We start from the raw sequence: 25,378 nt of genomic DNA, 5'->3' as shown, positions 1-25,378 counted from the left end.
TGAATGATATGAAGACAAAAGGCGCTCTTAGTGGTATTCGTATCCTGGATTTGAGCCGTGTCCTTGCAGGTCCGTTCTGCACGATGATGCTGGCAGATCTGGGAGCAGAAGTGATTAAGATAGAGATACCGGGCAAGGGAGATGACAGCCGCAGTTTCGGTCCTTTCGTGAACGGAGAGAGCGGATACTATATGAATGTAAACCGGAACAAGACGGGAATCACGTTAAATCTGAAGAAGCCGGAAGGAAAAGAGCTGTTTCTTGGCATGGTGGAGAAAGCTGACATCGTGGTGGAGAACTACCGTCCGGGTGTGATGGAGAAGCTTGGCCTTGGATATGAGGTGCTGAAAGAGAGGAACCCGAAGATCATATACGGGGCAGTGTCCGGTTTCGGGCATTACGGGCCGTATACGCAGCGCCCGGGCTATGATGTCATCGGACAGGCGAGCTGCGGACTTATGAGCGTGACCGGGTGGCCGGACGGCGGTCCGACAAGAGTCGGGACGGCGATGGCAGACAGCCTGGCGGGATATTCTCTCGCCATCGGCCTGCTGGCTGCGCTCCAATACAGGAACAGTACGGGCGTCGGCCAGAAAGTGGACATCGGTATGATGGATTCCGGTATCGCAAGCATGCAGATCATCTATCCAATCTATACGATGGGCGGCAGGCTTCCGGAACGGATAGGAAACCGCTATGAATCCAATTACCCTACGGATACGTTTGAGACGAAAGACGGTATGATGGTAATCGGGGCGGCGAACGACAAGCTCTGGGTGAAGCTGTGCGAAGTGATGGGCAGGCCTCAGCTGGCGCTGGACGAACGATATGATAAGAATCCGAAGCGTGTGGAGCGTTACATGGAGCTGCGCCCTGTCATACAGGAATGGACGAGTAATTTTACGACCAAGGATGCTGTGGAGCTGCTTCTTGAGAACGGCGTCCCTGCGTCGCCAATCAATAATCTGGCGCAGGTCGTGGAAGACCCTCATGCACAGGCCAGGGAAATGTTCGTACATGTGCAGCATCCGGTCGCCGGTGATACGGTATTGAACGGCTCGCAGTTCAAGATGACCGAGACGAATCCGCAGATTGACAGGCCTGCCCCGCTTCTCGGACAGCACAATGAAGAAGTGTACAGGGACCTGCTCGGCCTGTCTGCCGGTCAGTTAGAAGAGCTGGAGATGCAGGGGATAGTGTAAAGGAGATTCTTATGAGACTGCCGGAGAAGGTTAAGATTATAGAAGTTGGGCCAAGGGACGGTTTCCAGAATGTAAAGGATTTTATTGACACCGCCGATAAGAAGAGGATCATCGACAGCCTTGTGGATGCAGGGGTCAGAGATATGGAGATTACATCTTTCGTGCATCCGAAGGCCGTGCCGCAGATGGCGGATGCGATGGCGCTTGCGGCATCCGTGGACTATCCGGCTGAGAGGCTTCGCAAGATCGCTCTCACGCCGAATGCCAGAGGGGCAAGGAACGCCATGTCCTGCGGTGTAAAAGAAGTAAGCTATGTCATCTCTGCAAGCGAGGCTCACAATAAAGCAAATGTGAACAGGACGACAGAGGAGTCGGCAGAAGAGTTGAGGAACATTAGGGAGGCTGTGCCGGAGCTGAAGATAAGACTGGATATCGCGACAGCATTCGGCTGCCCCTATGCAGGTAAAGTGAGCCGGGAACAGGTATATAAGCTGATTGACACAGGAAGGGATGCGGGGATAGAAGAGTTTGTATTGTGTGATACGATTGGGATTGCCAATCCGAAGCAGACCGCCATGCTTGCCGCGGATGTGAGACAGAGCTATCCGGATGCCACGTTTACGTTCCATCTTCATAATACGAGAGGATTAGGGCTTGCCAATATCCTGGCTGCCATGCAGGAGGGCATAGATTCGTTCGAGTCTTCCATTGGGGGGCTCGGAGGATGCCCCTTCGCACCGGGAGCTGCAGGAAATGTGGCCACAGAAGATCTGGTGAACATGCTGGACTACATGGAGATAGCCCACGGCGTGTGCCAGGAGAAGCTGCTGAAGGCCGCGGCGCTTGTCAGGAAGACGGTACATGCCAATCTGACTGGCAATATGCTGAATGCATGCACGTATGACAACATATGACAGGCAACGTGGACGCTACATAAGGATATTAGAGAGAAAGAAGGAATGAATCATGTCTGAAAAGAGGAATGAGCACGAATATGTGAAGGGACTGGTGGAGCGGGCCAGAAAAGCCCAGGCTGTGGCAGATACATACAGCCAGGAACAGGTGGACCGGCTGTCGAGGGCCGTTGGATGGGCGCTCGTCCAGGAGGAAACCGTAGAGAGGATAGCAAAGTTCTGCCTTGAGGAGACGCGGATGGGGACCTATGAGGCGAAGCTTGGCAAGCTGTACAAAAAAGTGAGAGGCGTGCTGAGCGACATCAATCCCCAGAAGTCTGTCGGTGTGGTGGAAGAAGACAAGGAGACGGGAATCCGCAGGATTGCCAAGCCGGTCGGCGTCATCGGCTCTCTCATCCCTACGACGCAGCCGGAATTATGTCCGGCGACACAGGGGATGCTGGCGGTGAAAAGCCGCAATGCAATTATCTTCTCCCCTCATCCCAGAAGCCAGAAGACGACATATCTTGTGGCTGAAGTGATGCGGGATGTTCTGAAGCGCTACGGCGCGCCGGAGGACCTGATTGTCTGCGCGGAGCATCCGACGATGGAGATGAGCCGGGAGATTATGGAACAGGCAGACCTCGTCATCGCGACGGGCGGCGCAGGCATGGTGAAGGCTGCGTACAGTTCCGGTACCCCCGCCTATGGTGTGGGCGTGGGCAACGCGGTCGTAGTCATCGATGAGACGGCAGACTTAAAGGAGGCGGCACGTAACGTACATGTGAGCAAGGTGTTCGACTATGCGTCCGGCTGCTCATGCGAGAATGCTATCGTCGTACAGGAGGAGATCTATGACGCGTTTATCGAATGTCTGAAGGGAGAGGGAGCGTACCTTGTGGCGGAAGAAGACAAGCAGAAGCTTGAGAAGGCTTTGTGGCCACAGTTCCCGGAGAACCACATATTGAATCGGGACATCGTGACGCAGCCGGCGAAAAGAATCGCACAGATAGCAGGAATCGATGACGTACCGGATGACTGCGAGTTTATCCTCGTGGAAGAGTCTGGCAGAGGAGCGGAATACCCATTCTCAGGAGAGAAGCTGAGCGTCGTGCTGGCAGTATATAAGTATAAGGGATTTGACGAGGCCGTACAGATTGTAAATGAGATTCATGCGTACCAGGGAGCAGGACATTCCTGCGGCATCCAATCCAAGGATGAGGAACATATCCTTGCGCTTGCGCTGAACACGAAGACGACGCGGGTGATGGTGCGACAGCCTCAGAGCGTGGGCAACAGCGGAGACTGGAACAATGGAATGCCATTTACCGGTTCGCTTGGGTGTGGCACATGGGGCGGCAATATCGTATCAGAGAATATCACGCTGAAGCATTTCCTGAACAATACATGGCTGTCAGTTCCAATAAAAGGAACGATACCGTCAGATGAAGAACTGTTCGGAGATGTGATGAAGAATTAAAGCAGAATCAAAGCTGCGGTAAGACAGAGGAAGGAAAATGGGTCTGAAGGAGGGCATGCATAGATGGAAGTCAGAAAAAGCTTAAGATGTTCGATTGTCAGAGGCGGAACGAGCAAAGGAATATTTATCAGGGAAAATGAACTGCCGTCAGACCCTGAAGCAAGGGATGAGGTTATCAGGGCTGTGTTTGGCAGCCCTGATACGAGACAGATAGACGGGCTGGGAGGGGCTGACGTGCTCACAAGCAAGCTGGCCATCATCGGTCCTTCGTCCAGAAAAGACGCGGATGTAGATTATACGTTTGCCCAGGTCAGCTTTGATACCGATAAAGTGGATTACAGCGGAAACTGCGGGAACATATCCTCAGCAGTAGGGCCTTATGCCATCGACGAAGGGATGGTCCGTGCGGACGGACCGCTTGCAAAGGTGCGTATCCACATGAAGAATACCGGTAAGATTCTAACCGCCTATGTGCCGACGGAAGAAGGAAGGGCGATATGTGCAGGCGATTTCAGGATTGACGGGGTGCCAGGAACCGGGGCGAAGATTACGCTGGACTGGTCGGATACGGCAGGAGGGCTTACAGGAAAGCTTCTGCCTACCGGTAATGTGAGAGATGTAATCCAGGCAGAGGGACGCTCATATGAGGTCACGCTCATAGACGCGGGCAATCCGGTCGTATTTATCAAGGCAGAAGCCCTTGATATGAAAGGGACAGAGAGCCCGTATGAAATAGAACATAACGCATCTTTGATGCGATTGATAGAGAAGATAAGAGGCGAGGCGGCAGTGCGGTTCGGACTATGCGGCAGGCCGGAAGAGGCGGCTGCCAAAAGTCCGTATAACCCGTTTTTCTCCATCGTATCTGAACCGTCCAGCTATGTGGCGGTCAATGGCGAGAAGGTCGGCAAAGAGGAGATTGACGTGACAGCCAGACTATTGTTCATGCTGAAGATGCACAAGGCATATCCGATAACAGGTACCGTGGCCACGGCGGCGGCACTGCGCATACCCGGAAGTGTAGTGTATGACGTGCTGAAAGAAGAGGCAAAAGATAGGGCGCAGGTGTATATCGGCCATCCGTCAGGCAGGATACCTGTCGAATCTGAGGTGGATGTGGACACGGACAGAATCGAGCTGAAAAAGGCAGGCGTATACAGAACTGCGAGAAGGATAATGGACGGCATCGTATATCTGCCGGAAAGACATTACAGGTGATGCATATGGGAAAGACATTAGCAGAAAAGATGATTGCCAGAGCGGCAAAAGTTGCAGATGTGAAACCGGGCGATATCGTATGGGTGGATGTGGACCGGGCTATGATGGACGATATACTCGGCCCCCGTATCCAGATTGCGGAACAGCTGAAGGAACTCGGCAAGCCGGTATGGGACCCGGAAAAAGTCGTCATCATCTCAGACCATTATACGCCTCCGGCCAGCATACAGCAGGCGGAGATTGTGAAGTTTACAAGAGAGTGGGCGGCTTTAAACGGCATACGGAATTATTATGAGTTCGAGGGGCCGTGCCATCAGGTGATGGCAGAGACGGGCAATGTCAGGCCCGGAATGATAGTGCTCGGAACAGATTCCCACACTTGCATGGGTGGCGCGCTCAATGCATTTGCTAGTGGAGTAGGGTCTACAGAGATGCTTGGTATCCTCGCGACGGGGCGGACGTGGCTGAAAGTGCCCGAGTCAATCCGGGTCATATGGGAAGGCAGTATGTCATCCAATGTGATGGCAAAAGACCTGTCACTTCGTACTATAGGAACAATCGGTCACGCGGGAGCGACGTACATGTCTGTGGAATACCAGGGGAATACGATTCAGAAGCTCTCTATGGATGAACGCATGGCGGTAACGAACATGGCGGTTGAGATGGGGGCTAAGGCCGGACTTATGCCATTTGACAATACGACAAGGGAATATCTTGAAAGTCTTGGCATAGACGAATACGAACCGTGCTTCAGCGATGAAGATGCCACTTTCTGCCGGACATACCGGTTCCGGGCAGAGGAGTTGAGGCCACAGGTGGCCTGTCCCCATGAGGTGGACCGTGTGACAGATGTTGACAATGTGGGCGATGTAAAGATACAGCAGGCATATCTCGGATCCTGTACCGGCGGGCGGCTGAACGACCTGAAAATGGCGGCGCAGTATCTGAGAGGGAAAAAGGTGGCTTCAGGCGTGCGCCTTCTGGTATCCCCGGCTTCGAGAAATATATGGCGGGCGGCCGGAAGACTCGGTTATCTTGATGTAATCGCAGGGGCAGGAGGCATCATCATGGCGCCTACATGCGGGGTGTGCGTAGGGCTGCACAGCGGGCTTATCGCATCCGGAGAGACGTGCATCTCATCGAGCAACCGGAACTTTCTGGGACGTATGGGCAGCAGGGACGGCAAGATCTATCTCGGATCTCCGCTCACGGTGGCAGCAAGTGCTGTAGCAGGCAGTATAAGGTCTGCTGATGAACAGTGGCAGGGAGGACAGGCAATATGACAGAAGGAAATGCATTAAAGTATGGGAATAATATCAACACAGACATCATCTCCCCGCCCCAGTATATGGAGCTTCCGGTAGTTGAGGCAGCCAGATATGCCATGAGTGCGGTGGATCCGGATTTTTACAGGAAAGTGAAAAGGGGAGACATCTTTGTGGCGGGCAGCAACCTCGGTTCAGGTTCCAGCAGGGAGACTTCGCCGCTGACGCTGAAGCATCTCGGAATCAGCGTAGTGGCGGCCAAGTCATTTGCCCGGATCTTCTACCGGAATCTGATTAATGTTGGCATTCCTGCCATCGAGTGTAAAGACACGGATAAAATACGGGAAGGAGACCGGCTGAAGGTAGATGTGGAAGATGGATATATCTATAATCTGACGAGAGCGGAGCGGTATAAGTGCCAGAAGCTGCCGGGGCATCTGATGAAGATTATCGAGGCCGGAGGTCTGTTCCCGTATCTGAAAGAGGTGTGAGACGATGAATTATACGAAAGAATTGCTGGATAAATGCTGTGTAAAGTGCGGCGCAGATGAAGGAGTGTCCCCCATACCACAGGAGGGGGAGTTCGTCCGGGCAAAGCAGATAACAGATATCTCAGGCTTCAGCCACGGTGTAGGGACGTGCGGATTAAAACAGGGAGCGTGTAAGCTGTCACTGAATATCAAGGAGGGCGTGATAGAAGAAGCGCTTGTGGAAGTGCTTGGCTGCACCGGCATGACCCACTCGGCTGCAATGGCTTCTGAGATACTTACAGGCAAGACGATTCTGGAGGCGCTCAACACAGATCTTGTCTGTGACGCCATCAACGTAGCCATGCGGGAGATATTTCTCGCACTCGTGTACGGGCGGACACAGACATCTTACTCAGAAGGCGGCCTTGATATCGGAGCCGCGCTGGAAGATCTAGGGAGAGGGCTGAAGAGCCAGGTGGGAACCGCATATGCGACACAGCTTAAGGGGCCCCGCTATCTGGAGATGACGGAAGGTTATGTGACGAAGATGGCATTGGATGAGGAGCAGGAAATCATCGGCTATGAATATGTCAATGTCGGTCAGATGATGGAAGACATACGCCATGGCGTGCAGACGGATAAAGCGCTGGCGGATGCGACAGGTGTGAGTGGAAGGTACGAAGAGGCGGCCCGCTATATAGACCCGCGAAGGGAGTAGGTGACTGTGATGGTGAGATTTCAGAATATGGACAAGAAGATTGTCCAGATAGAAGCATTATTAAATAAATATGGCATCGAGAATCTGGAGATGGCAGAAGCCGTATGCCTGTCCCATGGACTGGATGTCCGTGCCATCGTAAGAAGCATCCAGCCTATCTGCTTTGACGATGCCTGCTGGGCATATACGACCGGTGTAGCGGCCGCATTGTCCTCCGGCGCTGCCACGGCCTCAGAAGCAGCTCTGGTCATAGGAGAAGCGCTTCAGGCTTTCTGTGTGGAAGGCTCGGTGGCTGATGAACGTCAGGTGGGTATCGGGCACGGTCGGCTGGCAGCCATGGTTCTGTCGGAGGAAGTCAAGTGCTTTGCATTTCTGGCGGGCCATGAATCGTTTGCAGCTGCAGAAGGAGCCATCGGCATCGTCCAGTCCGCAGACAAGGTGAGGAAGACGCCGCTGAAAGTGATATTGAACGGTCTGGGCAAGGACGCGGCCAGGATGATATCCAGAATGAACGGATTTACGTATGTGAAGACACGCTTTGACTATAAGACCGACGTGCTTTCCATTCTGGACGAAAAATCTTATTCGCGCGGTGAGCGGGCCCGCATACGGTGCTACGGCGCCGACGAGGTCAGAGAGGGCGTGGCGGTCATGGAGTGGGAGGACGTGGATGTGTCAATCTCTGGTAACGGGACGAATATGGTGCGATTTACCCATCTTGTCGCCGGAGCGTACAAGAAGAGATGTCTTGAGCGAAACAAGACTTACTTTGCCTGTGCTTCCGGGGGTGGAATCGGGAGGACACTCGGACCGGATGAGACGTCAGCAGGGCCGGCTTCCTATGGGTTGACAGATTCTATGAGCAGGATGTACGGAGACACGACATTTGCTGGTTCTTCTTCTGTACCGGCCCATGTGGCGATGATGGGATTTGTCGGGATGGGCAACAATCCGATGGTAGGGGCGACCGTCCGCCTCGCAGTGGCTGTCGGGGAGATCAGAAGCGGCAGCGGGACCACGGGAGGGATAGAAGGTGGATTATAAAGTGTTCTGCCAGCTTGACGGTCCGGTCTATGGAAGGCTGGATATGGAAGACGGGCAGGTCTATATGGAACGAATCATGAAAGCGGTGTTCCTCGGTGAACGAGAGGAGGAGACGCGGCATATCTATGATAAGATGCACGGGACCTTCTCAGGCTGCTGTTTCAGGGACAAGGAGCTTAAGATGGAATTCCCGGTGCAGGAATGGGAGCTGAATCCGATGCAGACGATGCACGGTGGGCTGATAACTACAGCGGTAGATATGACGTGTGGCCTGTTGGTCCGCTTTTACAAGCAGTCGGTGAGCGCCGCCACGGTACACCTGTCCGTAGACTTTTTAAGACCTCTGCGCCTCGGAGAAGTCTTTACCGTACGAGCGAGGATAAACAGGCAGGGCAGACGGATTCTGTTCCTGACAGCCGAGGTCGTGTCGTCGGACGGCGGACAGCCTGCAGCTACGGCATCCGGAACCTTCGTATAGCTTCAAATACCGTATGCTCCATTATGGACGTACACATACGGAGCATGCAGATATGACCAGGTGATGCTGACAGTTTGATAATACATGTATGAGAGGATAAGAGTATGAAGCAGAACGCATTTAAGAACTTGATGTCGCCTGTGCAGATAGGATCTGTCCAGGTGAAGAACAGAATCGTATTTCCGCCCATGAACACAAATCTATCTTCCGAGGACGGGTGTGTGACCCCTCAGATGGAAGAATACTATGTCAGGCGGGCAAAGGGAGGAGCCGGCCTCATTATCCTGGAGGCGGCAGGGATAGCCGCGGACACGCGCAACCACCCGCGGCAGCCGATGATATGTGACAGGAAGTATACGGCGTCATGGGCGAGGCTTGTGGAGAAGATCCACCGGTACCATGCAAAGGTCTCGGTTGAGCTGGTACACTATGGAAGCGAAGCATCCATACCGCCCCGGGTGTCCCCGTCAGGGCTGTCAAAGTATAAGGATAATCCTGGCAGGATTCTGAGCGTAGAGGAGATTCACCGCATCCAGGAACAGTTTGTGGCTGCTGCTACATATGCAAAGCAGGCGGGCATGGATGCCATTACGCTGCATGGATGCCATGGATATCTGATAGCGGAATTCCTGTCACCTGTGTTCAACAAAAGGACGGATGAATATGGTGGAAGTTTTGAGAACCGGAACCGGTTTCTTCTTGAAATCATAGAAAAGTGCCGGAAAGCACTTGGTCCAAGATTTCCTGTTATGGTGCGCTTCAGCGCCAATGAATTTGTAGAGGGGGGCAGGGAGCTTGAAGAGGCGGTGGCGCTTGCAAAGGTGCTTGCCGACAGCGGCGTGGCGGCAATTGACATCTCTGCGTCACAGCCGTCTGCCTATCTCATGACGACTCCGCCCTACTGTCTGCCTCAGGCAAAGGGTCTGCTTGTGCCATATTCCGAAGCTATCAAGCAGGCGGTGGATATCCCGGTGTTTACGGCTATCGGTATACGGGAGCCGGAATACGCGGAGCAGATTGTGTCCGAGGGGAAAGCAGACCTTGTCGCGCTTGGCCGGCCGCAGCTTGCGGACCCTGACTATGCCGCAAAGGTGGCCCTTGGAAAGCCGGACCGTATCCGCCACTGTCTGTCCTGTGAATACTGCCTTGACACGCTTGACGACGACAGGCAGATATGCTGCGCGGTTAATCCGGAGACGGGGCGGGAAGCAGAATTTTGCGGGCAGGGCAGCCTGTCTGTCCATGGATGTGGGTATGCCGCCCAGAGAAAAAAGGTCGTCGTAATCGGGGCCGGGCCTGCTGGGATGGAAGCCGCCAGGATGGCGGCGCTGAAAGGACATGAGGTGACGCTGTATGAGAAGCGGCTGAAGCCCGGAGGAACGCTGAACGCGGCGAAAGTGCCTCCCCACAAGGATATGATAGGCAGGCTCGTGGACTGGTACGGCCGGGAGCTTGCAGATCTCGGCGTAAAGATGCAGCTGGGCATGGATATGTCAGAAGAGGCTGTAGATGCTTTGGAACCTGACATCGTGTTTCTTGCCTGCGGCTCTCATTATATTAAGAGGATCAAGGGCAGCAGCCTGCCAAATGTCATCAATGCATACGAAGCGCTGACCGAACCAGACAGGGTAGGCAGAGACGTCGTCATCGTAGGCGGCGGTGCGTCCGGGGCAGAGGTGGCGGAATATTTCTCTGGCGAGCTTGTGGATATAGTATGCCTTGGTGCCACAGAGCTTGGGGGAGACTTGCGGTTTGAAGCCAAAGAACGCCCCGGGGCCGCGCCGGGGCGCAGGATTACCGTTGTAGAGATGCTTGATGGCATATGCAGCGATATGGACGTATTCTGTAAAGAGACCGTACTGTATACGCTTGCAAAGAATGGTGTGAGGCTTTGCCCCTCGTGCAGGGTGGAAGAGATTACAGATTCGCAAGTACGCATTTTCAACCTGAGAGAGGAGAGGGAGGAAGTGCTCCGGGCAGATACGGTCATCCTGGCCGGCGGGCTGAAGCCGAATGAATCTGAAGCATTCGCCGATAAGCCGTATATGGTTGTCCGGATAGGAGACGCCGTCCGGGCAGGCAAGATAAAAGACGCCGTCTACACTGCATATATGGAGGCAGAACGCATATAGCATCTGTTGGAAGGGCCATTTTGCCAGATACTGTAATTAATGCAAGTCTGGAACGGCAGCTTGTATCTGGCTGCCGGGCCTGCGGTGGTCAGAAGAGGACGGGGTACGGATTGAGGTATGATATGGATAGAACAGAAAGAAATAACCTGAAGATTACAGTGATGTTGTACGTTTTGATGTTTATCTATGCTGTCTTTACTACGATGACGGGGACACAGCTTCTCGTTCTTGTCAGAGAGTTTGGGCTTGACTTGGCGCAGGGAGGTATCTTTGCTGTAGTTGTCAATACAGGATGTACGTTGGGCATCCTGCTTTCTGCATGTTTCATAGACCGGTTTGACAGCAGGCATCTCGTGCTTATGTCTTATTTCCTGATGGGACTATTGCTGATTACGATTCGCTTTTTTATTTCTTACTATAGTTTTCTTATGCTGCTGCTCTTGATTGGCATCAGCATGAAATTTCTGGATGCATCTATCAACGCAGCTATCTCAAGGTTAAATACGGTCAACAGCGGCTTTTATATGAATCTGCTGCACTGCAGCTTTGGCATCGGCGCTTTCGCAGGGCCGGTTTTTACGACGATGCTGATGGAGCGCGGGACGGCATGGCGGGATACATATTTTTACCTGGGAATCATATGCGTCTTGTCGGGGCTGTTCTATTATGCCGTACAGAGAGGATATGCGCCAAAAGCTGCGGCCACGGCAGAAGAAGCCTGCAAGAAGAGCAGTGCCGGTGGCGGCAGGAGAGGACACGTCATGTGTGCCCGCGTATTCTGCCTGATGGCCATCCTGCTCTTTTACTGCGGACATCAGATGGGAATCAACAGCTGGCTGCCTGCCTATATGCAGGAATCGCTGCATCTGGCGCCGGCTGCTGCCAACCTGAGCGTGTCGGCATTCTGGGTCGGACTTATCTTCAGCCGTCTGTCCAGCGCGGTTTTGACGAGATACACAGGGGAAGAGCGGATATTGAAGGCCGGCCTTCTGATCGGCACGGCATGTCTGTCAGCAGGGATTGTCAGCAGAGTACCGGCGGTGACCGTAGCCGGAGTGGCCGGTGCCGGCCTTTTCTCCGGGGCGTGCATCCCGCTCGTGCTCACGATAGGATACAGGTGGTATCCGGCTGCCCTCGGAAAGATATCGACCGCCCTGTTCCTGTGCATTGCAGGCGGAGCGGTTATCTTCCCATGGCTTATGGGAATCAGCAGCAGAAGCTTCGACCTCTTCGGCGCCATGCTGCTGGATGTTATCTGTCTTGCCGCGGCAGCCGTCGCTGCGCTCATGCTGCTGCCGGGGAGAAAGATAAAAGAATAAGTAGTATGGGGTATCATACCTATCATATAAGCACCATACCCCATTTTATCTTAGCCATTTTTTTCTTTCTTCCTCCTCTTTCTCTTCATCAAGTTCTTGAACCTGCGCCTCACCTGTTCCTGAAAGCGCTTCAAGCATCTTGGCCATCTCATTTTGGGCTATGGGACCTGAACCCAGGGACAGGCACACCATCAGGACAAGAAAAAACTTATATACCCTTTCTTTCATTCAGTTTCTTTCAATCCTTTCTTAGCCACCGAAGCGGCCAATGTGGTCAGTTTAAGCTATATTGCATCTGGTTCCATATCTTGTAATGTCGGAAAAAACCGATTTATATAATTATACCAGAATAGACAGAAAAAATGTAGCATTGTCCGGGTTGTCCGGGGACGGGGTATTTTTAAAAATATCCCGTCCCCAATTTGAGCGCGAACATACTATGCTGTACTGAAATCACAGTTCTTTCACACTGTAATCACAGAATACCCGTATTTTTCCAGTAATCTTATGGTAGTTGATATTTGTAAAAATAATTTACAGGTACAGGAGGAGATAATGGAGAATCAGGCTAAAAAGTTTTCGCTACGTGTAGACAGGAAGGGATTGGGCCAGAAGCTCAGGCAGGCCAGGAAGAAGAAATCGTTCTGGATAACGGTGGTAATTGTTGCGGTGCTCTTTCTTGCACTGGTGGTCGGGCTTATCGCACGGGCAAAGGGTAAGAGCAGCCAGGCGGCGGAGCGGACGGTCCAGTCTGCAACGGCGGAAAAAGGGAGCATCAGCACGACGGTTGTCGGCACGGGAACGCTTCAGAACGGGACGGCCACGGACGTCGTGGTCCCCACCGGAATCAAGGTAAAGGAAGTCCTGGTGGAGAGCGGAGATACGGTGGAGGAAGGCCAGACGCTGGCGACACTGGACGAGGCGTCCATCGCCAGTGAACTGCTGGAAGTGAAAGAGAGCAAAGAAAGCGTGCAGGAGCAGATAGACAGCCTGTCTGACGATGCAGATGATTCCGGCACTACGGAATACCTTGAGGCAAAGGTGCTGTATGGCCAGATGGAGGAGCTAAATGCCGCGGAAGCGTCTCTCAATACGCTGCTGGAGACAAAGGCGGTGACAGCATCGTGTGCAGGTACGGTCGACAGCGTCAATGTGTCCGCTGACACGGAGGTTACGCAGAGCACGGCGTCAGGGACAGGCGCCAGCTCCGGAGATACGGCCTCAGGAGCTGCTTCGGGGACAGGAAAGGAATCAGGTACTTCCGGCGGGACAGCGGCCATGTCGGATACGGGCAGCGGTGCGGAGATTCTCTTGCTTTCCGCGGCAGATACGATTACAAGCGTCCAGAATATTTCAGACGTAAGCCTTACGGTGGAGGCACCGGCAGCCGGCCAGAAGCCGCAGTCCAACATAAAAGAGACGGACGCATACACAGGGACCATCACGTGGAACTGTGCGGCAGACGTCTTTCAGGCCGATACGGCTTACACAGCGACGATTAAGCTGACAGCAAAGAGCGGATATGAATTTTCCACCAACGTTATCCCGGAGGTAAAAGGAGCCGATGTCACAAGCGAAGTGCAAAAAAGCGATTCCGGGGACAGCATTCTTATGATAAAGGCCAGATTTGCCAAGACAGCCGTGGCGCAGAGTGCAGATGATGCGAAAAAAGACAGCCAGGACAGCAGTTCTGCGTCGGGAAGTTCTGCCCTCGGCAAGGAGGGAGGAAGCACCGGCACAGCGGCGGCACAGGCAGCAGGGGCAGCTTCCGGGGATGCCTACGGAACAGGAAGTGCCGGTGCAGGGAGCGCCGCTTCGGGCGGCAGCACATCCGGGAGCGGTTCCGGCACATCCGGCGGCAGCGTGTACAGTGCATATGAAGCGGCGGCATTTACGATAGCGTCTGGGGAAGATGTAACGGTATCCATCCAAGTAGATGAGCTGGATATCCTGTCTGTAGAACAAGGGCAGCCGGCCGCTGTCACGCTGGATGCCCTGGACGGGCAGGAATTTGAAGGGGCCGTCACAAACGTATCCCAGACAGCATCATCAGGGAGCAGCAGCGCAAAATATCCGGTGGAGATTACGCTGGAGAAAACAGAGGATATGATGCTGGGCATGAGCGCGTCGGCAACCATTCGCATCGAGGAATCGGAACATGCGGTGCTCATACCGGTCAGCGCTCTCCAGGAAAAAGGGGACAGCGCTTTCGTATATACAGGAAAGGATGGGGAAGGAAATCTGACGGATGAGGTTGAAGTAGAGACCGGACTGTCCGATGGAAGCCAGGTGGAGATCGTAAGCGGGCTGAGCGAGGGAGATACCGTGTATTATCTGAGAGCGGGCAGCACCGGTACGGAAGAATCCGGCGGCGTGATAGGCGGTCAGGACATGATGATGCCCGATGGCGGCAGTATGCCGGATGGCGGACAGATGCCAGACGGCGAGATGCCGGACTGGGGAAGCATGCCCCAGGACGGGCCGGGCAACGGGGATGAACAGTAAAGGGAGCGAAGGGGGACAGAGATGATTACATTTCATGATGTATCCAAGATATACCGGATCGGCGGGGTGGAGGTACGCGCCCTCGACCGTGCGAGCATGCAGATAGAGGAAGGAGAGTTCGTCAGCATAGTCGGTCCCTCCGGGAGCGGGAAGTCTACGATGATGAACATCATCGGATGCCTTGATATGGCAGACGAGGGGACGTATACGCTGGACGGCCAGGCTATCGAAGCGTATTCCGAGTCGGAGCTGGCCCGGATACGAAATAAGAAGATAGGGTTTATCTTTCAGAGCTTCAACCTGATTGGAACCATGACAGCAGCAGAAAATATAGAACTGCCCCTGATTTACCAGGGGGTGCCGAAAAACGAGAGAAAGGAGCGGGTAACGGAAGCCCTATCAAAGGTACGGCTGGAAGGAAGGGGAGCCCACAGACCGAATGAACTGTCAGGAGGACAGCAGCAGAGGGTTGCTATCGCGAGGGCGATTGCGACGTGTCCGTCCCTTTTTCTGGCCGATGAGCCGACGGGAAACCTGGATTCCAAGACAGGAGACGAGATTATGAACCTGTTCCACGAGCTGCACGGACAGGGGAATACGATTGTGCTCATCACCCACGACGACTCCGTAGCCAGGCAGGCAAAAAGGAGCATCCATATACTGGACGGCCAGGTAAAGGAGGTAGAAGCATGATAGTGCAGGCTGTAAAAATGGCATGGAAATCAATTGCCTCGAACAAGATGCGCTCCTTTCTGACCATGCTCGGCATCATCATCGGGGTCATGTCTCTTGTCGTGCTCGTGTCGCTCGTAAGCGGGACGACAGAATCTGTGACGGACCAGATATCCAGTATCGGGAGCAATCTGCTGACGGTCACGGTGCAGGATGACAAGGGCAGGCCGCTGAAGCTGGCGGATGTATCCGAACTGGCCGAAGATGAGGAGATCGAGGCAACCGCGCCGGTTGCGCAGAGCAGTGTGACTGCGGCCAGTTCCTATTCCGAGGAAAGCGCGTCCCTTTATGGGACGACTAGCGCTTATTATGACATCCAGGGGATGGAATTGTATGCGGGCCGGTTTATCAAGAATATAGATGTGGAAAACCATACGAATGTGGCGGTCATCAATGCCGGTCTTGCCAAAGAGGTGATGGGGCGGATGGATGTAATCGGCGAGGCGATAAAGCTGAATGGGACGGAGTATCAGATTATCGGCGTGCTGGCTGCAAAGGACAGTGATTCCAGCACAACGGAAAATAATGAGGCCTATATTCCGTACACGTCCCTCATCCGTCTTATGGATGACGTATCGTCCGATGTGACGACATTCTGCGCGTCCGCTGCAAGCAAAGAGACGCTCGACGATGCACAGAGCGCCCTGACGACGGCCTTGTTGGAACGGTTCAACCAGGATGAGGACGCCTTTACGGTCATCAATCAGTCTGCGGTCATGGAAGCCATGGAAAGCGTCACAAGCACGCTGGCGCTTCTGCTCGGGGGCATCGCGGCCATTTCCCTGCTCGTGGGGGGCATCGGCATCATGAACATCATGCTTGTATCCGTGACAGAACGCACGCGGGAAATTGGAATCCGCAAGGCAATCGGGGCGGGGAAGGGTACCATCATGCTTCAGTTTCTTATCGAGGCGCTCATGATCAGCCTGATGGGATGCGCGGCTGGAATTTTTCTGTCCTGGGTTACGCTCCAGATTATATCAGGTGTGGGCGGAGAAGATATGAATTACACGTTGAGACTGGGCGTGGTATGGATATCAATTGCATTTTCCATGGGAATCGGTATTATCTTTGGCATATATCCGGCGAATAAGGCCGCCAAAAAACAGCCGATCGAGGCGCTCAGGTATGTCGGGTAGGCCGCCGTCGGGCGTGTGTCGGGGACATATGTGAGACTGGCAATGCCGGAGGAACGTGAGGAGAAGTGCTCGTAAATGCAGGAAGACTGGTTGTATGATTATATCATTGATACGGTATAAGAAAGGGACAGATGAGCTGAAAGTGGCCAGTCTGTCCCTTGTATCATACATGGCTATAATTTGATTTTCATGACATCTACATCCAAATCCCAGAGAAACTTGTCCAGGTCCTTGAAGGACAGGAACACGGTCGCCGTGTTCTCCAGCGGATGGATGCCAAGGCTCTTGCAGCGTCCGAGGTCCTTGTCGATGAAGAATTCCACCGCATGGTCAGCGTCGTTCATGAGCCCGAACGGAGAGACGCTGCCCTGCTTAAGGCCCAGATACTGCTCCAGCCGTTCTTCTGAGGCAAAGCTTAAGTTGCCCGCACCGAGCGCACGGCCGAGTGATTTCAGGTCAACCGTCTTTTTCTCATCACATGTCACGAGAAAGTGCCGTTTACCTTTGGCGTCGCGCAGGAACAGATTTTTACAGAGCGTTCCTTTGGCGGGAAGCCCGAGGCGGTCCATATCCTCCATCGTGTGTACCGGCTCATGTTCCACTACTTCATACTTGATTTTCAGCTTGTCCAGTGCGTCATATACGCGTTGCTTTTGATTGTCCATGTCTCTTTCTCCTTTCTTAATTCGGATAGTGCACGACGATGCATGCAGTAACCATCCCTTTTCCTGTATTCTTATAGATGTAGTCGTCAAAGGCATTGTATGCGGCGGAATCGCCGGCTTCCAGCACATATTCCATGTCCTTGAACACAAGCGTCAGCTGTCCGCTGTATACGGTGATGAACTCACGCGTGCCTGCCATCTGCCTGTTGCCCGCCATCTGTCCGCCTTCATCGAATTCAAAATCAAAGATTTCAAAATCCTGGCCGTCCCGGAAGCTGAAGACCGGATACAGACGGTAACGGCCGTCATCGCTGATAAGAGGCGCGACTTCTTTTTTACTTGTTCTTGAAAACGGGGTCGGCTTTGGCGCGGTAAATGCCGTTACGGGCACCTTCAGGCCAAGAGAAAGCTTGTAAACCGTGGATATCGTCGGGTTTACTTCACCTCTCTCCAGCTGGCTCAGCATGCTTTTGCTGATGGAGGTGAGGGAAGACGCCTGTTCCAGGCTCAATGCCTTGGATTTGCGAATTTCCTTTAAATTATCGGCTATCAGCTTATTTAAATCATCCAAATGTTTTCCCTCCCCATATTCCGGTATATAGAATTTTTTTCTATTATATTGCAAACCGGGAAGAAAGTAAAGACAGGTTCTGCTACTTTTCCTTATGTGCGGTTATGATTGTGTAGCTGTCAGCATTGATTGTTAGGATACAGCCGTCAAAGTGGGCATACCAGTTTTTCCCCTTTCTTGTGGCAGAGGCGCCGGGCTGCTTCAGCTTCTCTTTGCACCAGTCAACCACGTAATCCGTGTCCAGAGAAAGATTTTTCTTGATACGTAAGACACCTAGCTCCGTCGTACGTAGACGGTCAAGATGAAGGAGCAATTCATGATTCCTATCCATTTATTATATTACCTCCGTGATATTTGATAATGATATTATAAGATTTATTATAAAAAAATGCCGCAAAACAGAAGATTCTGAACTGTTTTGCGGCGTCTCATACCTATTGGATGACTGTCTGCACCTTGACATGTTTCAGCGCTTTCGTGACTGGCGGCAGCGTTAGGATGACAAGAGTAATCACAGCTTCGGCGCCAAGGTATGACCCCTGGTAGAGTGCGGAATAAGCCCACGGATTCATTCCGTCCGGCGTATAAGATGCAAAAAATATAACACCGGAGAGAAGAGAGCAGATGAACCTGCCGAGGACGCCCACGATATAACCCGTCTGCAGACCATATTTCCTGTCAGAAAAAAAACCGGACAAACCGAGCGCTCCGAAAGCAAGCGGATAATCGAGCGCCACCTGAGGAATCGAGAGCATGTACGGATCTACGACAAACTGAAGTATACCATAGGCAGCCCCGGCCAGTATACCGTACTTCGGACCATACCAATATCCTATAAGACAGATGAACAACATGGATAATAAAGTGACGGAACCTCCCATAGGCATCTCCCACACTTTAATGTAAGAAGTCACCATAGCAAGAGCGATTCCAACTGCAGAAAACACGAGTTTCTTAGTGACGGCACTTGAAGAAGTGCCGGTCTTGATACTTGATTTTGACATATTAAATTCTCCTTCCTTACGCCGGCATTACCCGGATCAAGTTATAAGGGTCTGGACACAATCATGCCCATCTCAGCCATATCGGCGCCCCGTTCAACTACTATAATAGTCAGAAAATACAGATGTGTCAAGTACGGGGGTTGTACGGAAGGGGTCAGACCCCTATGGCCATAGGGGTCTGACCCCTTTGAATTGTTTCAAAGAATTTATACTTTTTTAATTGCATGTTGCGTTGATGAGAAGTAGAATAGAGAGAGTAATTGAAAGAAAGTGAGGTTTATTATGGAACAGCAGCAAAATGGAACACCGCCGATGCCTGTTGAGAGCGGCGGAAGGCGGTTCATGCGTCTGTGGGGGCCGCTGCTCATCAAGTGGGGAATCGCATTCGCCACGATGATGGCCGGTGCTATGGTATGTTCTTTCTTATATATGTCAGCGCATTATGACGCGGCTATGAAAGCGATGGAGAATCAGGAGCAGATGATGAACCTGTATAATGCCATACTTGAGGAGCTTATGAAATGGCAGACGGCTATCGAAGGGATAGCGGCATTCATCACTATACCTGTCATGCTTATCCTTTTCCACAAGGACAGAGTGAAGGAGCGGGTGTCAGGAATCCTTCCGAACAAGAAGGCGCCTATATGGAAATACGGGGCAGTGCTTCTGATGTCGGTGGCGATGTGCTGGGGCCTCAACAACCTGATTGCAATCAGCGGGGTATCCGCCATAAGCGGTACTTACGAGGAGACGATGGAGATACTGTATACGCCGCCTCTTCTGATTCAGATCATCTGTCTTGGAATTCTGGTGCCGGTATGTGAGGAACTCGTATTCCGGGGGCTTATGTTCAAACGCCTGAGGGCCGGGGCGGGATATATGCAGTCAGCCATATACTCCTCTGTCGTGTTCGCGATACTGCATGTGAACCTCGTGCAGATGATCTACAGCTTCGTGCTCGGTCTGATGCTGGCATATATTTATGAAAAATATGGTTCCATAAAAGCGCCTGTGGCTGCCCATGTAGTCATGAACATATTCTCGGTGCTGGCAACGAAATATGAGCTGCTTGACTGGCTGGCAGCGGATATCATGAGGATAGGTATCGTCACAGTCGTATGTGCGGCAGTAGCGGCAACGATGTTCGTCTTCATACAAAGAATTGAAGAAAGACCGGATTACCCAAACAAACCGGGTGAAAATGAGAACCTGGCGGCTATATAAGCTGCCAGATTTTTTTAATGCACGATAATGGCAGAAGCAGCTGGAAATGAATATATTGTAGAAGCGGACCTTATTATTCTATGAAGATAATTGTTACGAAATTATTAAATTTTATTGCAAAATTTGGCAATATAAGGTATAATCATTCCTAGATGTAGGGGTACTATGTCTATGTTAGACGAATGAGGGAGTTAAAAATAAGTAAAAAGGATGATTATTTATGAAGAGATGGAAAGCTACATTGGTGACGGTAGTGCTGACCAGTTCTTTGATTGTGATGCCTGTGTTTGCAGAACCGTCGGTAGATGACCTGAAGGCGAACAAGAAGGCAGCGGAAGAACAAGTCAGTTCATTGCAGAGCCAGCTGACAGATCTGTTGAACAAGCTCGGGCAGCTGGAGGAAGACTTGATTGCCAAAGGGGAGGAAATCACAAAGGCAGAAGAGGACCTGAAGGAAGCAGAAGAACTTGAAAAGCAGCAGTATGAAGACATGAAGCTCCGTATCCAGTTCATGTATGAAGAAGGTAATACGAGCGCGGTAGAGGCAATCGTAACATCGGAAGATTTCGGAGACTTGGTCAATAAAGCCGAATATGTACAGAACGTACATGACTATGACCGTGACAAGCTTCAGGAATATGTAGATACAAAGAAAAAGATTGCGGATTTAAAGACGACTCTGGAGGAAGAAAAGTCGAACCTGGAGGGTATGCAGTCTGAGTATGAAAGTAAAGAAGATGAATTAAACACGACGATTGAGACGAAAAAGTCAGAAATCGCAGATTTTGATACGCAGATACAGGCGGCGGCAGAAGCTGCGGCAGCAGAGGCGGCCAGACAGCAGGAGGCGGAACGCCAGGCGGCTGCGGCAGACAATAACGGAGGCGGCGGTACCGGTACAGGCGGCGGTTCCGGCAGTGGAAACGGCGGAGGCAGCTCCTCCGGTATCGACTATACCGGAACAGGCAATACCGCTACAGCGCAGGCGATAGTCAGCGCGGCGTACAGCCAGCTCGGGGTGCCATATGTATGGGGAGGCACGACACCGGGAGTAGGCCTTGACTGTTCAGGCCTTACGCAATATTGCCACAGAGTAGCGGGAATCAGTATCGGACGTACATCGCAGGTGCAGGGAGGCGGCGGAAAAGCTGTCAGCAGCCCACAGCCGGGAGACCTGGTATGTTACGGAACCCATATCGGCATATATATAGGAAATGGACAGATGATTCATGCACCACACACAGGGGATGTAGTTAGGGTAGCGAATGTATATGGTTCACCATGGTACAGACGTTACTGGTAAGGGGAATACTTAGACTAAGGAGAGACTTATGAGGAAACTGTGTAAAGTGTGTACTATTTCATTATTGGCGGGGGCGCTGGTTGTAACGCCGGTGTTTGCAGAACCGTCGGTAGACGATCTGGAGAGCAGCAAGGCGGCAGCCGAGAGCGAGGTCAATACCCTTCAGAGCGAATTGTCAGCGACGTTGGAGAAGATTACGTCACTGGAAGCTGAGCTGCAGGAAAAGACGGAAGCGGTTGTGAAGACAAACGAAGAGCTGGAAGAGGCGGCCTATCAGGAGCGCCAGCAGTACAGCGATATGAAGCTCCGTATCCAGTATATGTATGAAGAAGGGGACGGCAGCGTTGTAGAGACACTATTATCTGCAAAGAGCTTTTCCGATTTGGTCAACAAAGCGGAATACGTGCAGAATGTGCACAGTTATGATAAGCAAAAACTCGAAGAATATATTAAGACGAAAGAAAAAGTTGAGACATTGAAGAACAGTCTGGACACAGAAGTTGAGAATATGCAGTCCAAGCAGGCTGCGTTGCAGGAAGAGAAGGTATCTTTAAGCAGTACGATTTCTTCCAAGCAGTCTCAGATTGCACAGCTGGATCAGAGCATTCAGGATGCGCTGGCGGCAGCGGTGGAAGAGCAGCAGGCAGCGGGAGAAGCAGGCGGCGCAGGACAGAATGATGCGGATGCAGGCGGTACAGAGCAAGGCGGTTCAGGGAACGACGGCGGCAACGATGACAAACCTTATGCACCGCCATCCGGCGGCAGCGGTTCAGCGGTTGCCAACTATGCGTGCCAGTTCGTGGGCAACAAATATGTATATGGCGGAAGCAGCCTGACGAACGGAGCAGACTGTTCTGGTTTTACGATGGCAGTATATGCAGCGTTCGGTGTATCACTACCGCATAACGATGCCGCGCAGGAGGCCTGTGGCAGAGCGGTGAGCTACTCAGAGGCTCAGCCCGGAGACTTGATTTTCTACGGCGGCCATGTCGGCATCTACATCGGTGGGGGCAGCATTGTGCATGCATCAAATTCTGCACCTTATCCAGAAGGCGGAATCAAGATCAGCAGCGCTACATACAGGCCTATCAAATGTGTCAGAAGAATTTTCTAGTAAAGCAGCAGCGGACCGGTTCGACCGGTCCGTTTTTTGATACCAGAACTATCACCTGTACTATAATTTACCTGTCACATTTTACAGAAAAATGTTGAATTAAGAAACGATATATAGTATCCTTTACGTGTATATATGAAATTTTAGACAGGTATATCCCGAATGACACCAGAAGTGCAACGGTTTTACCATATGGAATATCAGCACTAAAAAAGTATAATAACAGGAAAGGTGAAATAATGAAGAATAGACTGACCCAGGCTGTCATCGTAGCGTCCGTGGCGAGCGCGCTCGTAGCGACGCCGGTATTTGCTGAACCTACGGTGGACGATTTGAAGAAGAATAAAGCGGCGGCTGAAAGTGAAGTCGGTTCCCTTCAGGAGGAACTGACACAACTTGTGTCGAAGATCAGCCAGCTGGAAAGTGATCTGATAGAAAAGGGTGAAGAAATTACAAAGGCGGAAGATGATTTAAAGGAAGCCCAGAAGCAGGAAGAAGAACAATATGAAGACATGAAGCTCCGCATCAAGTTCATGTATGAAGAAGGAGACACAAGCTTTGTAGAGACGCTTGTATCCGCTAAGAACTTTTCAGACCTTGTAAACAAGGCGGAATATGTCCAGAATGTACATACATATGACCGGCAGATGCTGACAGCTTATGTGGAGACGAAGCAGAAAGTAGCTGACCTTAAGGATACGCTGGAGGAAGAGATGGCCAGCATGGAAGATATGCAGCAGCAGTTCGAGTCGGACAAGGACAGTCTTGACGCGACACTCGAGAGCAAGCAGGCAGAGATTGCCAACCTCGACGGCGAGATACAGGCCGCGGTTGAAAAGGCTGCCGAAGAACGCAGGAAAGAGGAAGAGGCAAGACAGCAGCAGGCACGGCAGCAGGAGACGGCACAGACGCCGTCAGGAGACGCAGGCCCAGGAAGCACCGGAGGCGGCGTAAGCAAGCCATCCACGTCACAGCCATCCTATCAGGGACAGGGAGATACAGCGGTCGCACAGGCGATAGTCAGCGCTGCTTATTCACAGCTCGGCGTTCCGTATAAGTGGGGAGGAACGACACCGGGAGTAGGACTGGATTGTTCAGGCCTCGTCCAGTATGCGCACCGTGTCGCGGGAATCTCGATTCCGAGAAATTCTGAGGCGCAGTATGCGGCCGGAAAGAAAGTATCCAATCCACAGCCGGGAGATATCGCCTGGAAGCCCGGGCATGTAGGCGTCTATATCGGCAACGGCAAGATGATCGAGGCGCAGCAGACCGGAACCAATATCATGGTCAGCAACGTAAGAGCAGTCGGTTATGCAAGATATTGGTAGGAAAAAGCTGGCAATTTCTGTAAATATATTGAAAAAAATAGTAAAATGTAGTATTCTGACCTTAGATATGCGGGGGCGTATGAGAGAAAGCGACAGGAGATAGAGATTTCTGCCGCACAATGATTAATAAGGATGGGTGAGAATATGAAAAAACGATTCGGACAGGCACTCATCACTACTTTAGTGATGAGTTCTTTAGTTGCAGCTCCTGTAATGGCAGCACCTGACAGCGTTGATAATCTGGAGGGGCAGAAGCAGGCAGTGGAAGCCCAGGCTGCGGATGTCAATGCCAGACTGGTCAGCCTTCTGGTACAATTTGACGCCTTGAAGCAGGATATGGCCGGGCAGAAAGAGCGTATCGCGCAGGCGGAGAGCGACTATAAGGAGGCCAGCGAAAAAGAGCAGGAACAGTATGAGGCGATGAAGCTTCGTATACAGTACATGTATGAACAGGGCGATACGAGCTTTCTTGAGACGGTCGTATCCGCCAAGAGCTATTCCGATCTGGTCAATAAGGCGGAGTACGTGCAGAAAGTACATACCTACGACAGAAAGATGCTCAAAGAATATGTGGAGACGAAAAATGAGGTCGCGTCACTGAAAGAGGAACTGGAATCCGGCGAGGCTGAGATGGAGGCTATGGCAGAAGACCTGAGCAGCCAGCAGACGAATCTGGAAGGGACCTTGTCCGAGATGAGAAGCCAGATAGCTGACTTTGATACACAGCTGGCCGCGGCGAAGGAAGAAGCAGCGGAGCAGCTCGGAGCGCTGACGCAAGACACGGAAAACATGACCGCTTCCATCGATAACGGCGGAACGGATGAAGCGCCAGGCAGCAGCAAGCCATCATCCGGGGGAGATACGAATAACGGCGGAATGTCGAAGCCGTCCGGCAATACGAACGATAATACGAGCAAACCTTCAAACAACAATAACACCAGCAAGCCCTCGAATAACAACAGCAATACGAACAAGCCGTCCAACAATAACGGCGGCAACAGTACGAATAAGCCGAGCAATGCATCTCTCGGACAGCAGATTGCGTCAAAAGCGTGTACATATGTAGGCAATCCTTATGTCTATGGCGGCACGAGCCTGACAAACGGAGCCGACTGTTCCGGCTTCGTACAGTCCGTACACAAGCTGTTCGGCATTTCGACACCGAGGGATTCATGGGGACAGCTCGCCGGAGGGAAGGCAGTAGCATATTCGAATATACTTCCAGGTGATGTCATCGTGTACAGCGACCATGTGGCGATATACATAGGGGGCAACCAGATCGTCCACGCATCTAACAGCAAGCCGTATCCGGCCGGTGGAATCAAGATCAGCAGCCCTGCGAACTACAGGACCGTACTCGGGGTCAGACGTTACTGGTAATCAGGAAGAGCAGGACGGAAATCCATATCTTCAGAAAATGTAGAATCAAGCCTGTAAATGCAAGAAAACCCTTGCATTTACAGGCTTTTTGTGGTAATATACAACAGTCGCAAAAAAACACGCATATGGTTGTCTGTATCGGTGCCTAAGCTCAGAGGAGACGGTCTTACAGAAAAGAAATATGCGGAAGAATG

24 protein-coding genes and 1 riboswitch are annotated in these 25,378 nt (G+C 52.1%); of the genes, 19 read left to right on the top strand and 5 right to left on the bottom strand.

All coding sequences use genetic code 11. The annotated features are described in order from the left end of the window. Positions 1-8 precede the first annotated feature (8 nt). The 11 genes from HJV72_RS06620 to HJV72_RS06570 all read left to right on the top strand — a co-directional run bounded on the left by HJV72_RS06620 (position 9) and on the right by HJV72_RS06570 (position 12,219). Positions 9-1,202 (top strand): CaiB/BaiF CoA transferase family protein, encoded by a 1,194-nt coding sequence (locus tag HJV72_RS06620; RefSeq protein WP_208069687.1) that lies wholly within the window; start codon positions 9-11, stop codon positions 1,200-1,202. An 11-nt stretch (positions 1,203-1,213) separates the two neighbouring features. Continuing rightward, a complete protein-coding gene (locus HJV72_RS06615) occupies positions 1,214-2,116 on the top strand; it encodes a hydroxymethylglutaryl-CoA lyase (RefSeq protein ID WP_208069685.1) in 903 nt (300 codons plus the stop codon). Between the two features lie 52 nt (positions 2,117-2,168). Beyond that, positions 2,169-3,575: an aldehyde dehydrogenase family protein gene (locus HJV72_RS06610; protein WP_208069683.1), complete on the top strand. Its 1,407-nt coding sequence runs from the start codon at positions 2,169-2,171 to the stop codon at positions 3,573-3,575. 63 nt (positions 3,576-3,638) lie between these two features. Continuing rightward, positions 3,639-4,793 carry a 2-methylaconitate cis-trans isomerase PrpF family protein gene (locus tag HJV72_RS06605; RefSeq protein ID WP_208069681.1) on the top strand — a complete coding sequence of 385 codons (1,155 nt, stop codon included), beginning with the start codon at positions 3,639-3,641 and terminating at the stop codon, positions 4,791-4,793. 5 nt (positions 4,794-4,798) lie between these two features. After that, the gene (locus tag HJV72_RS06600; protein WP_208069679.1) at positions 4,799-6,076 is read left to right on the top strand and encodes a 3-isopropylmalate dehydratase large subunit; all 1,278 of its coding nucleotides are present in this window, start codon (positions 4,799-4,801) and stop codon (positions 6,074-6,076) included. Further along, positions 6,073-6,549, top strand: a complete 477-nt coding sequence (locus HJV72_RS06595; RefSeq protein ID WP_208069677.1) for a LeuD/DmdB family oxidoreductase small subunit — start codon at positions 6,073-6,075, stop codon at positions 6,547-6,549. The genes HJV72_RS06600 and HJV72_RS06595 overlap by 4 nt, the downstream gene beginning before the upstream one ends. 4 nt (positions 6,550-6,553) lie before the next feature. Next, on the top strand, positions 6,554-7,246 hold the full coding sequence (locus HJV72_RS06590) for an iron-sulfur cluster assembly scaffold protein (protein ID WP_208069675.1): 693 nt from the start codon (positions 6,554-6,556) through the stop codon (positions 7,244-7,246). 9 nt (positions 7,247-7,255) lie between these two features. Beyond that, a complete protein-coding gene (locus HJV72_RS06585; protein WP_208069801.1) occupies positions 7,256-8,290 on the top strand; it encodes a GGGtGRT protein in 1,035 nt (344 codons plus the stop codon). Continuing rightward, positions 8,280-8,768 (top strand): PaaI family thioesterase, encoded by a 489-nt coding sequence (locus HJV72_RS19735; protein WP_208069673.1) that lies wholly within the window; start codon positions 8,280-8,282, stop codon positions 8,766-8,768. Before HJV72_RS06585 ends, HJV72_RS19735 begins: the two co-directional genes overlap by 11 nt. Positions 8,769-8,872: 104 nt before the next feature. Next, positions 8,873-10,900, top strand: a complete 2,028-nt coding sequence (locus HJV72_RS06575) for an oxidoreductase (RefSeq protein ID WP_208069671.1) — start codon at positions 8,873-8,875, stop codon at positions 10,898-10,900. 122 nt (positions 10,901-11,022) lie between these two features. Then, positions 11,023-12,219: an MFS transporter gene (locus HJV72_RS06570; protein WP_208069669.1), complete on the top strand. Its 1,197-nt coding sequence runs from the start codon at positions 11,023-11,025 to the stop codon at positions 12,217-12,219. Between the two features lie 45 nt (positions 12,220-12,264). On the opposite strand, the gene HJV72_RS06565 is transcribed toward HJV72_RS06570, so the two are convergent. After that, the gene (locus HJV72_RS06565) at positions 12,265-12,447 is read right to left on the bottom strand and encodes a hypothetical protein (RefSeq protein WP_208069667.1); all 183 of its coding nucleotides are present in this window, start codon (positions 12,445-12,447) and stop codon (positions 12,265-12,267) included. A gap of 327 nt (positions 12,448-12,774) precedes the next feature. On the opposite strand from HJV72_RS06565, the gene HJV72_RS06560 reads away from it, so the two are divergent. From HJV72_RS06560 to HJV72_RS06550, 3 genes are read left to right on the top strand one after another with little or no spacing between them, the layout of a single operon-like run. Next, complete coding sequence (locus HJV72_RS06560) at positions 12,775-14,724, top strand: HlyD family efflux transporter periplasmic adaptor subunit (protein ID WP_208069666.1); 1,950 nt, start codon at positions 12,775-12,777, stop codon at positions 14,722-14,724. 21 nt (positions 14,725-14,745) lie between these two features. Further along, complete coding sequence (locus HJV72_RS06555; RefSeq protein ID WP_208069665.1) at positions 14,746-15,417, top strand: ABC transporter ATP-binding protein; 672 nt, start codon at positions 14,746-14,748, stop codon at positions 15,415-15,417. Then, positions 15,414-16,595 (top strand): ABC transporter permease, encoded by a 1,182-nt coding sequence (locus HJV72_RS06550; RefSeq protein WP_208069664.1) that lies wholly within the window; start codon positions 15,414-15,416, stop codon positions 16,593-16,595. Before HJV72_RS06555 ends, HJV72_RS06550 begins: the two co-directional genes overlap by 4 nt. A 173-nt stretch (positions 16,596-16,768) precedes the next feature. Here HJV72_RS06550 and HJV72_RS06545 read toward each other — a convergent pair whose 3' ends face one another. The 4 genes from HJV72_RS06545 to thiT all read right to left on the bottom strand — a co-directional run bounded on the left by HJV72_RS06545 (position 16,769) and on the right by thiT (position 18,835). Further along, the gene (locus HJV72_RS06545) at positions 16,769-17,260 is read right to left on the bottom strand and encodes a prolyl-tRNA synthetase associated domain-containing protein (RefSeq protein ID WP_066574847.1); all 492 of its coding nucleotides are present in this window, start codon (positions 17,258-17,260) and stop codon (positions 16,769-16,771) included. Positions 17,261-17,276: 16 nt separating this feature from the next. Beyond that, complete coding sequence (locus HJV72_RS06540; protein WP_066574850.1) at positions 17,277-17,831, bottom strand: helix-turn-helix domain-containing protein; 555 nt, start codon at positions 17,829-17,831, stop codon at positions 17,277-17,279. An 82-nt stretch (positions 17,832-17,913) separates the two neighbouring features. Then, the gene (locus HJV72_RS06535; RefSeq protein ID WP_208069663.1) at positions 17,914-18,162 is read right to left on the bottom strand and encodes a DUF3781 domain-containing protein; all 249 of its coding nucleotides are present in this window, start codon (positions 18,160-18,162) and stop codon (positions 17,914-17,916) included. Positions 18,163-18,265: 103 nt separating this feature from the next. Continuing rightward, positions 18,266-18,835 carry an energy-coupled thiamine transporter ThiT gene (gene thiT / locus HJV72_RS06530; RefSeq protein WP_208069662.1) on the bottom strand — a complete coding sequence of 190 codons (570 nt, stop codon included), beginning with the start codon at positions 18,833-18,835 and terminating at the stop codon, positions 18,266-18,268. Then, positions 18,832-18,937: riboswitch (TPP riboswitch) on the bottom strand. Its footprint overlaps the gene before it by 4 nt. Positions 18,938-19,117: 180 nt before the next feature. On the opposite strand from thiT, the gene HJV72_RS06525 reads away from it, so the two are divergent. The 5 genes from HJV72_RS06525 to HJV72_RS06505 all read left to right on the top strand — a co-directional run bounded on the left by HJV72_RS06525 (position 19,118) and on the right by HJV72_RS06505 (position 25,184). Further along, positions 19,118-20,059, top strand: a complete 942-nt coding sequence (locus HJV72_RS06525) for a CPBP family intramembrane glutamic endopeptidase (RefSeq protein WP_208069661.1) — start codon at positions 19,118-19,120, stop codon at positions 20,057-20,059. A 220-nt stretch (positions 20,060-20,279) separates the two neighbouring features. Next, complete coding sequence (locus HJV72_RS06520) at positions 20,280-21,362, top strand: C40 family peptidase (protein ID WP_208069660.1); 1,083 nt, start codon at positions 20,280-20,282, stop codon at positions 21,360-21,362. Positions 21,363-21,390: 28 nt separating this feature from the next. Continuing rightward, entirely contained in the window at positions 21,391-22,476 is a 1,086-nt protein-coding gene (locus HJV72_RS06515; protein ID WP_208069659.1) for a C40 family peptidase, read from the top strand. 239 nt (positions 22,477-22,715) lie between these two features. Continuing rightward, entirely contained in the window at positions 22,716-23,804 is a 1,089-nt protein-coding gene (locus HJV72_RS06510; RefSeq protein WP_208069657.1) for a C40 family peptidase, read from the top strand. Positions 23,805-23,948: 144 nt separating this feature from the next. Then, positions 23,949-25,184 carry a C40 family peptidase gene (locus HJV72_RS06505; protein WP_243765545.1) on the top strand — a complete coding sequence of 412 codons (1,236 nt, stop codon included), beginning with the start codon at positions 23,949-23,951 and terminating at the stop codon, positions 25,182-25,184. The last annotated feature ends 194 nt before the right edge of the window (positions 25,185-25,378 follow it).

It is taken from the genome of Extibacter sp. GGCC_0201 (genome assembly GCF_017566055.1).
Taxonomy (GTDB): domain Bacteria; phylum Bacillota; class Clostridia; order Lachnospirales; family Lachnospiraceae; genus Extibacter.
This window is presented reverse-complemented; position numbering and strand designations above follow the sequence as displayed.

What these genes read in the sequence shown, in the direction of transcription:
- HJV72_RS06595 (WP_208069677.1), top strand. Translation starts at nt 6,073, where the DNA reads ATGACAGAAGGAAATGCATTAAAGTATGGGAATAATATCAACACAGAC.
- HJV72_RS06515 (WP_208069659.1), top strand. Translation starts at nt 21,391, where the DNA reads ATGAGGAAACTGTGTAAAGTGTGTACTATTTCATTATTGGCGGGGGCG.
- HJV72_RS06575 (WP_208069671.1), top strand. Translation starts at nt 8,873, where the DNA reads ATGAAGCAGAACGCATTTAAGAACTTGATGTCGCCTGTGCAGATAGGA.
- HJV72_RS06600 (WP_208069679.1), top strand. Translation starts at nt 4,799, where the DNA reads ATGGGAAAGACATTAGCAGAAAAGATGATTGCCAGAGCGGCAAAAGTT.
- HJV72_RS06605 (WP_208069681.1), top strand. Translation starts at nt 3,639, where the DNA reads ATGGAAGTCAGAAAAAGCTTAAGATGTTCGATTGTCAGAGGCGGAACG.
- HJV72_RS06615 (WP_208069685.1), top strand. Translation starts at nt 1,214, where the DNA reads ATGAGACTGCCGGAGAAGGTTAAGATTATAGAAGTTGGGCCAAGGGAC.
- HJV72_RS06590 (WP_208069675.1), top strand. Translation starts at nt 6,554, where the DNA reads ATGAATTATACGAAAGAATTGCTGGATAAATGCTGTGTAAAGTGCGGC.
- HJV72_RS06610 (WP_208069683.1), top strand. Translation starts at nt 2,169, where the DNA reads ATGTCTGAAAAGAGGAATGAGCACGAATATGTGAAGGGACTGGTGGAG.
- HJV72_RS06560 (WP_208069666.1), top strand. Translation starts at nt 12,775, where the DNA reads ATGGAGAATCAGGCTAAAAAGTTTTCGCTACGTGTAGACAGGAAGGGA.
- HJV72_RS06505 (WP_243765545.1), top strand. Translation starts at nt 23,949, where the DNA reads ATGAAAAAACGATTCGGACAGGCACTCATCACTACTTTAGTGATGAGT.
- HJV72_RS06525 (WP_208069661.1), top strand. Translation starts at nt 19,118, where the DNA reads ATGGAACAGCAGCAAAATGGAACACCGCCGATGCCTGTTGAGAGCGGC.
- HJV72_RS06550 (WP_208069664.1), top strand. Translation starts at nt 15,414, where the DNA reads ATGATAGTGCAGGCTGTAAAAATGGCATGGAAATCAATTGCCTCGAAC.
- HJV72_RS06565 (WP_208069667.1), bottom strand. Translation starts at nt 12,447, where the DNA reads ATGAAAGAAAGGGTATATAAGTTTTTTCTTGTCCTGATGGTGTGCCTG.
- HJV72_RS06570 (WP_208069669.1), top strand. Translation starts at nt 11,023, where the DNA reads ATGGATAGAACAGAAAGAAATAACCTGAAGATTACAGTGATGTTGTAC.
- HJV72_RS06545 (WP_066574847.1), bottom strand. Translation starts at nt 17,260, where the DNA reads ATGGACAATCAAAAGCAACGCGTATATGACGCACTGGACAAGCTGAAA.
- HJV72_RS06620 (WP_208069687.1), top strand. Translation starts at nt 9, where the DNA reads ATGAAGACAAAAGGCGCTCTTAGTGGTATTCGTATCCTGGATTTGAGC.
- HJV72_RS06535 (WP_208069663.1), bottom strand. Translation starts at nt 18,162, where the DNA reads ATGGATAGGAATCATGAATTGCTCCTTCATCTTGACCGTCTACGTACG.
- thiT (WP_208069662.1), bottom strand. Translation starts at nt 18,835, where the DNA reads ATGTCAAAATCAAGTATCAAGACCGGCACTTCTTCAAGTGCCGTCACT.
- HJV72_RS06585 (WP_208069801.1), top strand. Translation starts at nt 7,256, where the DNA reads ATGGTGAGATTTCAGAATATGGACAAGAAGATTGTCCAGATAGAAGCA.
- HJV72_RS06510 (WP_208069657.1), top strand. Translation starts at nt 22,716, where the DNA reads ATGAAGAATAGACTGACCCAGGCTGTCATCGTAGCGTCCGTGGCGAGC.
- HJV72_RS06555 (WP_208069665.1), top strand. Translation starts at nt 14,746, where the DNA reads ATGATTACATTTCATGATGTATCCAAGATATACCGGATCGGCGGGGTG.
- HJV72_RS06520 (WP_208069660.1), top strand. Translation starts at nt 20,280, where the DNA reads ATGAAGAGATGGAAAGCTACATTGGTGACGGTAGTGCTGACCAGTTCT.